The sequence below is a fragment of the Rheinheimera sp. ATLC3 genome (genome assembly GCF_059429535.1).
Window position 1 is genome coordinate 4078311 of sequence record NZ_CM182103.1, and the last position, 12881, is coordinate 4091191.

At 49.0% G+C, this 12881-nt stretch carries 10 protein-coding genes; all 10 read left to right on the forward strand.

The window, feature by feature from the left end; all coding sequences use genetic code 11:
• The first annotated feature begins 89 nt into the window (after positions 1 to 89).
• The 10 genes from tagH to tssC all read left to right on the forward strand — a co-directional run bounded on the left by tagH (position 90) and on the right by tssC (position 12858).
• On the forward strand, positions 90 to 1367 hold the full coding sequence (gene tagH / locus AC5SV9_RS19040) for a type VI secretion system-associated FHA domain protein TagH (RefSeq protein ID WP_475150717.1): 1278 nt from the start codon (positions 90 to 92) through the stop codon (positions 1365 to 1367).
• 37 nt (positions 1368 to 1404) lie between these two features.
• Entirely contained in the window at positions 1405 to 1887 is a 483-nt protein-coding gene (gene tssJ, locus AC5SV9_RS19045) for a type VI secretion system lipoprotein TssJ (protein ID WP_475150715.1), read from the forward strand.
• A 25-nt stretch (positions 1888 to 1912) separates the two neighbouring features.
• Positions 1913 to 3238 carry a type VI secretion system baseplate subunit TssK gene (tssK, locus tag AC5SV9_RS19050; RefSeq protein WP_475150713.1) on the forward strand — a complete coding sequence of 442 codons (1326 nt, stop codon included), beginning with the start codon at positions 1913 to 1915 and terminating at the stop codon, positions 3236 to 3238.
• A gap of 38 nt (positions 3239 to 3276) precedes the next feature.
• On the forward strand, positions 3277 to 4587 hold the full coding sequence (icmH, locus tag AC5SV9_RS19055) for a type IVB secretion system protein IcmH/DotU (protein WP_475150711.1): 1311 nt from the start codon (positions 3277 to 3279) through the stop codon (positions 4585 to 4587).
• A gap of 22 nt (positions 4588 to 4609) precedes the next feature.
• Positions 4610 to 8158, forward strand: a complete 3549-nt coding sequence (gene tssM / locus AC5SV9_RS19060; RefSeq protein ID WP_475150710.1) for a type VI secretion system membrane subunit TssM — start codon at positions 4610 to 4612, stop codon at positions 8156 to 8158.
• Complete coding sequence (tagF, locus tag AC5SV9_RS19065) at positions 8140 to 8865, forward strand: type VI secretion system-associated protein TagF (RefSeq protein WP_475150709.1); 726 nt, start codon at positions 8140 to 8142, stop codon at positions 8863 to 8865. The genes tssM and tagF overlap by 19 nt, the downstream gene beginning before the upstream one ends.
• 2 nt (positions 8866 to 8867) lie before the next feature.
• Positions 8868 to 9638, forward strand: coding sequence for a PP2C family protein-serine/threonine phosphatase (locus tag AC5SV9_RS19070; protein WP_475150706.1), 771 nt, complete (start codon positions 8868 to 8870; stop codon positions 9636 to 9638).
• Between the two features lie 81 nt (positions 9639 to 9719).
• Complete coding sequence (gene tssA, locus AC5SV9_RS19075) at positions 9720 to 10811, forward strand: type VI secretion system protein TssA (protein ID WP_475150705.1); 1092 nt, start codon at positions 9720 to 9722, stop codon at positions 10809 to 10811.
• Between the two features lie 51 nt (positions 10812 to 10862).
• Complete coding sequence (tssB, locus tag AC5SV9_RS19080) at positions 10863 to 11363, forward strand: type VI secretion system contractile sheath small subunit (RefSeq protein ID WP_475150704.1); 501 nt, start codon at positions 10863 to 10865, stop codon at positions 11361 to 11363.
• 1 nt (position 11364) lies between these two features.
• On the forward strand, positions 11365 to 12858 hold the full coding sequence (tssC, locus tag AC5SV9_RS19085) for a type VI secretion system contractile sheath large subunit (RefSeq protein WP_134055097.1): 1494 nt from the start codon (positions 11365 to 11367) through the stop codon (positions 12856 to 12858).
• Positions 12859 to 12881 lie beyond the last annotated feature (23 nt).

Consider the following 12881-nt stretch of genomic DNA (forward strand, 5'->3'; position numbering starts at 1 on the left):
TCTATTGACGTTGCATTTAAATTAACTTAACCTTCACGACCGATTTATGGTAAATAAATTGTGATTATGCTGACAAGCAGGAGTGTAATGTGGGGCAGAGGGATATGTTACTTGAATTGTCAGTGCTGAGTTATCACCGCCTTTCACCCAGGCAGGTTGCAGTTAAACGTTTTGATGCAGCGGGTGGCAGCTTAGGTCGTTCTGAACAGGCCGACTGGTATCTGCCGGATCCGGAGCGGGTTGTTTCCGGTGTGCATGCACTGATAAGTTATATCAACGGTGCCTTTACTATCACAGATAAATCTACCAACGGTTTATTTGTTAACCGCGCGGTTGAAGCCTTAGGTACCGGCAATCAGCATGTGTTGCAGCATGGTGATGTACTGAGTATGGGCGATTATGAGATCCAGGTGGCACTGGTTGATGCAATGCCGCCTGTACAGACTGCGCCTAAGGAACACCAACAGCCGGTTACGTCATTTGAAACCACACCCGTGGTTAACAGCCACATCAGTACTGAGCATGCTGCCGGTTTGTCTATCGCTGAAGTGTCGGCAGATATTTTCGGTAGCGGTGGCAGTGTAGTTAGTGATAGTAGAAACAAAAACTCTGAACCGGATCTGACACTGGATGATCATTTCCTCGCACCGTCGGCTCTTATTCCGGATGACTGGGCATCTGAGTGGCAAGCTACAGATAAAACGCCAGTCAGAGAGTTGAACGGCTCTTCTGCTGTCAGCAAATTTGTTGACGAAAAAACTACCGGTGCAGAGCCCGCCCAACAATGCTTGCAGGCCTTTCTTAAAGGGCTTGGTGTGCAGGAATCAGACCCTCGTTTAACCGCTTCAGCGCAGTGGTGGGAAACGCTGGGTCAGGCCTTACAGCAATCTTTGCAAGGTGTCATAGGCGTTATGCGGGAGCGCTCCAATGTTAAAAACACTTTTCGGGTAAATCAGACTACGTTTCAGCAACGTGAAAATAATCCCCTGAAGTTTTCAGCTAACACTGAAGAGGCCTTTCACAATCTGTTTAACCGCCGTGGAGCCAGCTATATGCCTGCGCGGCAAGCGATTGCTGAAGCCTTTGCAGATATCAGCCAGCATGAAGCCGCTATTCTCGCCGGTACGGCAGGCGCGATAAACGGTCTGCTGACACAGTTGTCTCCGGCCAGGATTGAAGCTACTGATTTTGGTGCCAGTTTTGTCGATAAGGTCAATCCTGCACTACGTCAGGCCAGACTGTGGAGTCGGTATAAAGCTCTGCACGCTGAGCTGGCAGCAGAAGCCAACAATAAAGATAAACAAGGGGTTAATGATGATTTTATTAGCGCCTATGAAGCCAGTTTACAGAAGAAACAGAATAAATAAGCGGTAGGACATAACAACACCGTCAGGAGTAGTAGCGATGAAACTTTTAAGAACACTGATACTTATTTGTATAAGCATGGCTGTGCTGTCTGGTTGCCAGGCGGTATATGCCACTTTTCCACCCTCGACCAAGCTGCATTTTCGGGTCGCGTCAGATATTAACCCTGATTTTGATGGCAGACCGTCACCGGTCATCATCAAAGTGTATGAGCTGGCATCAAAGACTGTTTTCGAAAATCAGGACTTTTTTGTACTGTACGACAGCCCTGAAACCATTTTGCGTACAGATCTGTTAAAGAAAGACGAGTTGGTATTTGAACCGGGCCAGCGTAATGAGTACCGCATGGCACTGCAGCCTGCCACTAAGGCTGTGGCTATAGTCGCTGCCTATCGCGATATTGAAGGTGCCAGATGGCGTGCAGTGGTGGATGTTAAACCAACCGGATACGACGATTTTTATGTCTATGTGGATAAGTTGGCGGTGTATATCCGTGAGCATGACTTAGAGCGTAAACAATAAATGCCAGTGTTGGGGAAGTATGTAAATGAGTGACTTTAGCCGCGTTGCATGGTCTGAAGGGTTATTTCTGCGCCCGCAGCATTTTCAGCAGCAAGAACGCTATTTTGAGTACAGTCGCCAGCAGCAAGCAGCAATGCAATTGCCGTACTGTTGGGGGGTGCGGCAGCTGAGCATTGATCATCAGAGTCTGAAGTTTGGTCAGTTTGCCCTGGCTGAGCTCGAGGCTATGTTGGCCGATGGTACTGTACTGCAGCTACCGATGGTAGAGCAGTTGCCTGCGCCAATCCAGGTGCCGAAGTCGTGCCGCGATCAGCTGGTTTATCTGTGTTTGCCGGTAAATAAAGCCAGTGGGCAAAATATCAGCAATGATAAAGATCGGATCTGTCGCTTCGCTTACGCCGACCACAGCATAACAGATAACAGTCTGGCAGAAGAGGCGACAGAGACTCTGCAGTTAGCCAAGTTACAACTGCAGTTTAAGCTCGAGTCTGAAGACCGGGGCGGCTTTATTTGTCTGCCGGTTGCCCGTATTCGTGAAGTATCTGAGCAAGGCGAAGTTAAGTTGGTGAAAAAGTTTATCCCGCCTTTACTCGATATTCAGCAAGATGGCGAACTGACCGCTTTTGTTAATGAGGCGTTGGGTATGTTGTGTCAGCGGGCTGACGCGCTGGCAGACCGTCTGGGTAAGGGGCAGGGAACCGCCAATTCTATTGCCGATTTTCTGATGCTACAGGTATTAAACCGTTATGAGCCGGTACTACGCCATCTTAAAAGTGGCGTGCTGGAGCATCCGCTTAACCTGTACCGGCTGATTGTCAGTTTGCTTGGAGAGCTTGCTACGTTCACTTCACGGCAAAAACGTCCGCCACAGTTTCCTGAGTATCAGCATGACGACTTAACGATGGTGTTTGGCAATCTTGGCGTCATTCTGAATCAGACTCTGAGTGTGGTGCTGGAACAGACAGCTCAGGCTCTGCCGTTAGAGCAAGCCAAGTTTGGCATTCTTGTGTCGCCACTGACAGATAAAACCTTATTAGAGTACGCACAATTCGTGCTGGCTGTGTCAGCAGACTTGCCGGCGGATGATATTCGTAAGCACCTGCCCGCCAGACTGAAAATTGGCCCGGTAGAGCATATCCGTGAGCTGGTGAATAACCAATTGCCAGGGATCGCCGTAACTGGCTTACCCGTTGCGCCAAGGCAGGTTCCGTATCACGCCGGATACCACTATTTTCAGCTGGATAAAGGCAGCATTTATTGGGAACGCCTGGCAAACAGTGGTGGGCTGGCATTGCATTTGTCCGGCAATTACCCCGGTTTAAAAATAGAGCTGTGGGCCATTAAATCGTAACAGTGTGCCTCTCTGATAAATAATATGGATAGTGAACAATGTCAGATAAAACCGTGATGAAACCACGACCTGGAGGTAAAGCCCCGGCCAAAGCAATTGCTCCGGCCGTTGGGCAACACCACACCGGCGACAATGACAGAACAAGAATATCTGCTAACGCTGTGCACAACGACAATCAGCAGCGGCTGCAGGTGCTTTCCATCAGCGATAACATTCTGATAGATGAAGCCGGTGCGCTGTTTTCTCTGGTATCACCAATACGGCACACCAAGCAACACGCAGATGTCGCGGGCCTTAAAACACAGTGTGTACAACTGATCAGCCAGTATGAGCAGCAACTACGCAACAAGGGCATCCCAGCTGAATTGATTGAAAAAGCCCGCTACTGCATGTGTTCATTTATTGATGAAACAGTGCTTAACACCAGTTGGGGCGGCAATAGTGAATGGGCGACGGAAAGCTTACTGTCTACTTTTCACAATGAAACCTTTGGCGGAGAGTATTTTTTTACATTACTGGATAACGCCATAGCCTCGCCAAAAGAGCACCTGCTGTTACTGGAGTTACAGTATCTGTGCCTGTCATTTGGTTTTGTCGGCAAAATGCGGATTGAAGAGCGCGGTTATGAAAAGCTCGAAGGGTTTCGTGAACGTGCCTATAAAGCCATCCGTTCACAGCGCGGTGAACCGGCCCGCGAGCTGTCGCCAGGCTGGCGCAGTCAGGTTGTCGCCGCCAATCAGCTGCGGGCCGAATTTCCCCTGTGGGTAATTTGCTCAGTCGTTGCGGCGGTGTTGCTTGGTTGCTACATGTATTTGAATTATCAGATTAACAGCTATTCCGATCAGGTAAGCAGGCAACTAAATAATTTAATCGTCTGGCAACAGGACACACCTCAACCGGCAACAGCAAAAGTGAAACAGGATGCAATCCGGTTGCAGCAATTATTACAGACTGAAATCCGTCGTGAGTTACTTGAAGTAATCGAATTGCCTGACAGGGTTCGGATCCGGGTGGGCCTAGATCAGTCTTTTAGCCCTGGCAGTACCGGTATTAATGAAGGTTTTCAGCCGGTTGCAGTGAAAATAGCCCGAGCACTCGAGGGAACAGAGGGCCGTATTCTGGTCAGTGGATACACAGATGACTTGCCGATTTTTACCAGCAAATATCCATCTAACTGGCACTTGTCGTTGGCCCGGGCCAATGCGATGTCAGATGCGCTGGCATCCGGCGCCAATTTACATGGCCGCTTGTGGCCTGAAGGTCACGGTGACGCCAACCCGATAGCACCGAATAACAGCGCACAGAACCGGGCGTTGAACCGGCGTGTTGAAATTGACCTGCTACCGTAGCGGCTGAAACAAAGGAAGTGTTATGAAAGTTAAAACTGTGCTGCAGCCTGTCATGGCAGTGCTGAAATCCAGTCTGTTTATTACTATTGTCGGCCTGCTGGCGCTGGCGCTGTTAATCTGGTTCGGTGGCCCACTACTGGCGATAGCCGGCTATGAACCGTTGGCAAGCAGCAGTGCCCGTCTGCTGACATTACTCATTATCGCTATGCTGTGGGGCGGGAGTCACTATATTAAAGGATTGCGCGAGAACCGCTCGAACCGCCAGGCCGTGGATACTTTGTTAAATGGCGAAGAGCATCAGCAGCATGACGAACTGGCAAAACGCGATATAGAAGTGCTGCGGCAAAGGATGCAAAAGGCATTGGACATTTTAAAGCATGCACGCTTTGGCAAGGCCCGTGATATATACCAGCTACCGTGGTACATGCTGATAGGCCCGCCGGGTTCAGGCAAAACAACGGCATTGCACAACTCTGGTCTGGAGTTTCCGTTAAAAGAGCATATGGGGGCGGATGCTATAGAAGGGATTGGCGGCACCCGCCAGTGTGACTGGTGGTTCACTAACCGCGCAGTACTGATTGATACCGCCGGGCGCTACACTACTCAGGACAGCCATGCAGCACAGGACTCTACCGCATGGCAGGGATTTTTGGGCCTGTTACGCAAACACAGACCACGCCGGCCAATTAATGGTGTCATTGTGTTTGTCAGTCTGGCTGATTTGCTTAATCAAACCCGTACCGAGCGTAACTTACATGCCCGGGCCATCAAGCAGCGCGTGCAAGAGTTACAGAACCAGCTTGGTATGACGTTTCCTGTGTATGTTATGTTCACAAAGGCAGATTTAATTGCTGGCTTTACCGAGTTTTTTGATCATCTGAGCGAAGAGGAGCGGGAGCAGGTCTGGGGGATGACATTCAATGCAGTCGCTAATGACGCAGAAAAAGGAGTGGTCTCACAGTTTAATAAAGAGTTTCACGCCATGATCAATCGCCTGACTCAGCGGTTATTCAGTCGCTTGCAATATGAGCACGATCAGGAGAACCGGGCGGCGATTTACGAATTCCCAAGGCAGTTAAGATTACTGCAAAGTGCTGCTGATGATTTTCTCAAAGAGATATTTGCCCCCAATCCTTTTGAAAAGCCAACAATGTTACGGGGCGTTTATATTGCCAGTGCCACACAGGAAGGTGTGCCGATAGATCGGGTCATGTCACAGCTTGGTTCTAACTTTGGCCTTGCAGAACCGCCACTGCGTCGGCAGACCGGCGAAGGTAAGGGATACTTTATTAAGCGGTTCTTTGAAGAAATTGTTATCCCTGAACGGGAACTGGCATCCGTTAATCTTCGGCATAAAAACAGGCATCGTTGGATACGGCGTTCAGTGATGGCCGCTACCGCGTTGTCCTCCGTCTGGCTGTTGTTCGCCTGGGCTGGCAGTTATAGCTGGAATACCACTCTGGTCGATACGGTTAGTCACGATATTGAGAGCTATCAGAGTCTTACAGAAGGCAACCGCACAGAGCAGGACGTGGTTGCACTTAACGACCAGCTGAACTTATTACGTGACTTACCTGCAGGGTATTCTGGCGTTCTGCCTACAGATGGCCCCAGAAATCTTGGTTTATATCAGGGAGATAAGTTGGGGCAGGCGGGTAAAACTGCCTACCAGCACGGTCTTTACCATAGTTTTGTCCCTTTCTTGTTACAGAGTTTAACGGATGAAATGCAGATAAATGCTCAGCACAGAGATTATCTGTATGAAACACTAAAAACGTATCTGATGCTGTTTAAACCTGAATACTTTGATGCTGAACAGATAAGTTCCTGGTTTGCGCTCTATGTGGAGCGGCGTTTTGCTGGCGACGTAAACCAGCCATTGAGACTGTCGTTACAGAACCATCTGCAGGCGTTACTGGAAAACGGTGTTAAAGGTGCGACATATAGTGAAGATGCTGTAATAGCTGCCCGTGATTTGTTGTTGACGGTTCCGTTAGCCGAGCGGGCTTATCAGCGCATCCGTACAGAACTGATTAAAAGTCATATTCCTGATTTCAGACTGGTAGATGTATTGGGTACTGACGGCGTTAAAATAGTTCAGCGTAAAAGTGGGCACTCATTGCAGGAAGGTATTCCGGGCTTATACACCTATAAAGGGTTCCATGGTCTGTTTAACGTTGAGAAGCGCCGGATTATCCGCAGTTTAATGCAAGACAGTTGGGTTTATGGTGAACTGACAGAGTCGGGTGACAACCCTGCGGATTCAAGCTTGTCTGAGCAGGTTACTGAGCGCTATCTGCGTGATTATGCGTATCAGTGGCAGCAGCTATTGGACGACATCAGTATTGCCTCCGTCAGTGATGTTGAGCAGGGTGTTTTTGTGACAAAGGTACTGTCGGGCCCTGAGCAGCCTATTCAGAGTATTATCAAGGCAGTGCAACAGAATGTGCGGCTGACCAGTTTGCCGGAGTCAGCTGAAGCGAAGCTGGCAACTGATGTCGCCGGCAAGGTCGCAGAAACGCAGTTTTCCGGGCAAAAAGCGAGGTTAGACCGTTTACTACCTGACAATATGTCAGCGTTGTCTCAACAGCTGCCGGGTAAAGAAGTAGAGCTGGCTTTCACTGAGCTACTGAATATCAGTGATGCTCAGCTGGAGCAAATCGGCCAAACCAGCCGCATGTACCACCAATATCTGGAGCGGTTGTATATGCCCGGAGGCATGGCCCGTCAGGCTTATGTTAATCAGCTGGATGGCGAAGGTGGAAATGAGCTTAGTATGGCGCTGCGGCGTCTGAAGAGCGATATCCCTTCTCCTTTTGCTGATTGGTTAGGTAATCTGTCGGCTGATACCGGTAAGCTTTTTGCAAAAGGTAGTCGCCAGCACATAAATGAAGCCTGGCAAGGTACAGTTTTGGCGGAATACAAACGCGCTATCGCTGGCCGCTATCCGCTTGAACGGCGCAGTGACAATGACATTAAACTGCGCGATTTTGAGCGTTTCTTTGGTTACGACGGTACATTGGATAACTTTTTCAAGGATTATCTGCGCCCCTTTGTTAATACCAGCCGCACTAACTGGACGTTTAAGAAAGACATAGGTCTGGATCACAGTGTTCTGAATACATTCCAGGCTGCTGCACAGATCCGGGCGGCATTCTTTGAAAATGGCAGTCAGAAGCTGAAAGTGGGTTTTAGCCTGCGGCCTGTCTATCTTGACCGCCACATAACACACCTTTTGCTGGAGCTTGATGGCCAGGAGTTATCCTACCGGCATGGCCCGACTCGTTCGAGACAGTTTTTTTGGCCAGGCGACAGGAATAAGCTGGAAACCAGACTGGTTTTTACCCCAGCCAACTCAGGGTTACCCTCTAATGTCAGTCATGCTGGTGAGTGGTCCTGGTTCCGCTTTCTTGATGAGCTGACGCAAGCCAGACCGCAGACCCGGACAGATAAGATTTTACATCTGGCTGTACAGGGTAATAAGGCCCGTGTCGAACTGGTGCCTGATACAGTAAATAACCCTTTTTGGAATAGTGCATTGGAGACGTTCAGTTGTCCGGCAAGTTTATAAATGAGATAGGTATTTGCGGCAAGATCCCCAGTCGCGGCGATTTTCTTGCTCAGGGATTGGCAGCCGGTTTTGTCGATAGCTGGAACGAGTGGTTACAGGCTGTTATGGCTGTTAGTCGGGAGCAGTTGGGGCGGCAATGGCTGGAAAGCTATCTGATCAGCCCGGTCTGGCATTTTGCACTGTCCGCTGGCGTCTGCGGTAAAGATCCGGTAATGGGCAGCCTTATGCCAAGCGTTGATCAGGTAGGCCGGCATTTCCCGCTTACACTAGCCAGAGTTATGCCATGCACGCCGGTTCATGCCCGATTGCAGGATAACTGGAGCCCTGTATTACAACAGCAGGCCCTGTTAACACTTGAGGATGACTTTAGCTTTGAGCTTTGGCTTACCAGATTACAGCAGGCCGAAATTTGCTGGCCCGACAAGCAACACCTTGTGGCGCCCGTCATGCCGCAAGCTCAGGGGCGTTCGGCCTGGGTGATCCAGAGTAATAGTGAGCCTGATGCTATGTCGTTGCTACACCATAGTTACCGGCAGCAGTTTGAGCGCTATTGTTTGTGGTGGACTGACGGCTCTGAACAGGTTCCGGCCTGTACTTTGGTCAGCAATGGTTTACCTCAGGTCAGCCAGTACGCCGCTATGCTTAACGGCGATTGGCAACGCTGGCACTGGCAGTGTGCCGACATTAACGATGGCGGAATTGTATAACGATGAAACAAGTTGTATCCCATGCTCAAACCCACAAAGGACTGGTCAGAAAATGTAACGAAGATGCCTGTCTTGATATGGCTGATAGCGGTGTCTGGCTGGTTGCCGATGGCATGGGTGGACATGCGGCTGGTGATATTGCCAGCCAACTGGTTGTTGATACGGTCAAGGTTGCGGTACAGCGAAGTGACGATGTGTCACTACAGTTGCTGACAGAATCATTACAGCAGGCGAATGACGAGTTATGTCTTTACAGTGCCAGAAACCTGGAGGGGCGCACCGCTGGCTCTACCGTCGTGGTGCTGATGATAGACAAACTGCATTACCATTTTCTCTGGGCCGGAGATAGCCGTGGATATTTGCTGCGTAATAATGTTCTGCGCCAGGTTACCCGTGATCATTCTCAGGTAAATGAGATGGTTGACGAAGGGTTAATTGATAGCAGTGAAGCAGAACAGCACGAGCTCGCCAATGTGATAACACGTGCCGTAGGTGTAGACCCAAATCTGACCGTCGATGTCATTAGTGGTGTGTGGCAACCGGGAGATCTGTTCTTGCTTTGCAGTGATGGACTTAACAAGGAGCTGAGTGACGAAGAGATTTGTCATTATCTGACACATAACAATATTGCCGAGGCTAACAGGGCGCTGCTGCACTCAACGCTGGTTGCGGGGGCAAGAGATAACGTGACTTGTATTCTGATAAAGGTTGATGTGAATCCTGATTATGTTAACGAAAAGGATAAGACAATACCTATTTATATAAAAAATTAGAAAAAGTGACTTAATTGTTGTTATTAATAAAACAATAAAGTAACATAATTCGCTGGAAAACGTCTCATTCTGGTTGTTGTGATGGAATACAGTGAATTAATTGATTTTGAAATGTTAATTAATGTGGTTGATGCCAGTGCACCAGCAGGCATTGATCCGCGTAGTGATATTTCGCCCACTTCTCAGTATTACCAGTTAAAAGATATTCGTGGTCAGGCCAGAGCAAACGAGCGAGCGTTACTCGCTGAAGATGAGGATTTTCAGGCGCTGATATCTGATTGGCGGCCACTTAGCGAAAAAATCCCCCAGGTGTTATGCAGCAGCACTAAAGATCTTGAGTATGCCGCCTGGCTGATAGAAGCACTGTGCCGTACACATGGTTTTGCTGGTCTAGCCGCAGGTTTTAAAGCTACCCGGTTACTCATTGAGCACTTCTGGACTTGCCTGTATCCACTGCCTGATGAAGATGGCATGGAAATGCGCATCGCTCCACTGATTGGCTTGAACGGTTATGAAGGAGATGGCGCCCTTATCACGCCCATTCTCAGTATTCCGCTGACTGATGTGACAGCGCATGGTCAATTTGCATGCTGGCAGTACGAACGTGCGGCTGACATTTCACGTAAGGATGAAAAACGTCAGAAGCAAAAAGCCGATGCGGGTATTGCCAGCCTGGAACAAGTGAAAAACGCAGTAGCGGAGACATCTGCGGCATTTTATCAGCAGCTCAAAACGCAGATTGATGATGCGATTGCTGAGTTTACTTTATTGTCTCAAGCAATGGATTCCGCTATGGGGGGAGAACCCCAGCCGACCAGTGCGATAAGCAAAGCACTGCAAAAATGCCTCGATGCGGTCAATTATCTTGCAGCAGACAAGCTGGCAGAGCAGGTGGTAGCTGTCACATTACAGAGTGAAACTGAAAGTGATAGTGAAGCCGACCCTGTTCAGCGCCAGGTTCAGAGTCGTGAACAAGTGCTGTACAGCCTGAAACAGGCGGCTGAATTTTTCCGCAAAACTGAACCTCATTCACCGATTTCGTACGCGCTTGAACAGGTAGTGCACTGGAGTGGACTCAGCTTGCCTGAGCTGCTGCAGGAGCTGATCGACGATAACAACAGCCGTAATCATTATTTCCGGTTGGCGGGGATCCCGCAGAAAAGCAGTAGCTAATAAACCGGTACCAACAGGCGTAAATAACAGCTGAGTAACAGGAGAAAGTCAATGGAAAGTATTCACAGTAAGTTGTCCCGGGTGCGTAAGCCCCGAGTGCATATTACATATGACGTAGAGACAGAGGGAGCTGCGGTTAAGAAAGAGTTGCCTTTTGTTGTCGGCGTGATGGGTGATTTTGCCGGTCAGAACACCGAAGCATTAAAGCCGTTAAAAGACCGTCGTTTTGTGCAGATTGATCGCGATAACTTTGATGAAGTGTTAAAGCGGATGAATCCGAAGCTGAATTTCAAAGTTGAAAACAAGCTGGCTGGTGATGGTAGTGAGTTCAGTGTCGACCTTCAGTTTAAATCGATGCAGGACTTCGAGCCAGCGGCAATTGTCAAACAGGTTGAACCTTTGGATAAGCTGATGGCGACCCGCAACAAGCTACGCGATCTGATGACTAAAATCGATCGCTCTGAAGAGCTTGAGAATATTTTGGAGCGGGTACTAAACAACAATGAAGATCTGCAAAAGCTGGCGCAGGATCTTAGCGTAGAGGGCAAATAATATGAGTACGGAAGCTTTACTTGAGCAGCATGATAATGCTCAGACAGCCTCCAGTTCTTTGCTGGAGCAAGCCATAGGTGCGACTAAGCAAACCGATGCGTCACGTGCAGAAGAATTGCTACGAACCTTAACAGAAGAGGCATTAAGCGGAACCGTAAGCTGGAATAAGAACCTGACGGTGACGTTTAATGAAGCGATTAACCGGCTGGACCAGCTGATTTCTGAACAGCTGGCAGTCATTATGCACACTCCAGCGTTTCAGAAGTTAGAGGGGAGCTGGCGTGGCTTGAATCACCTGGTGATGAATTCAGAAACCAGCGCTTCGCTTAAAATCCGCATGATCAGTATGAGCAAAAAAGAGCTTTATAAAGATTTGAGCAAAGCGGTGGAGTTTGATCAAAGCCAAACGTTTAAAAAGGTTTATGAGTCCGAGTTTGGTACGCCTGGTGGTGAGCCCTATGGTGCGATTATTGGTGACTATGAATTTACAAATCACCCGGAAGATATTGAAACACTGACGTATATGTCAAACGTTGCGGCAGCCGGTTTTTGCCCGTTCATTTCGGCATCAGCTCCAGCGCTATTCGGTTTTGATGACTGGACAGAATTATCTAAACCGCGCGATCTGGAAAAAATCTTTGAATCGCTGGAATACACCAAATGGCGGTCTTTCCGTGACAGTGACGATTCACGCTTTGTGACGCTGACAATGCCACGTGTTCTGGCACGTTTACCTTACGGCTCGGCCACGGCGCCGATAGAAGAATTTGGCTTTGAAGAATTTGAACTTGACGGCCAAAAAGGTGTAGCGAAAACCACCAACCATTCAGACTATTGCTGGATGAATGCAGCTTACGTTATGGGAACCAAGCTTACCAATGCGTTTGCTCAGTACGGCTTCTGTACAGCAATCCGCGGCGCAGAAGGCGGTGGTAAAGTTGAAGGTTTGCCCAGCCACATTTTCATGAGCGATGATGGTGACCCGGATCTGAAGTGTCCGACAGAAATCGGTATTACCGACAGACGTGAAGCAGAGCTTGGGAAAATGGGCTTTTTACCACTGTGTCATTACAAAAATACCGATTACGCAGTCTTTTTTGGCGCTCAGACAGCACAAAAGCCGAAAAAGTATGACACGCCGGAAGCCACTGCAAACGCGGCAATTTCAGCACGTCTGCCTTATCTGATGGCGACATCACGTTTTGCGCATTACCTGAAAGTACTGGCCCGTGACAAAATCGGTAGCTTTATGGAAGCTGAGGATGTTGAGGTTTGGCTAAATCGCTGGATCCTTAACTACGTGAACGCATCAGAGGGCAGTGGTCAGGAAGTCCGTGCCCGGTATCCGCTGGCTGATGCCAAAGTTCAGGTACGTGAAATTCCAGGCCGTCCAGGCTCTTACAATGCGGTAGCATGGCTAAGACCATGGTTACAGTTAGAAGAGCTGTCTACATCGCTGCGCCTGGTAGCGAAAATTCCTGAAATGGGCAGTTAATACCTGAAGCCTGCAGACACACT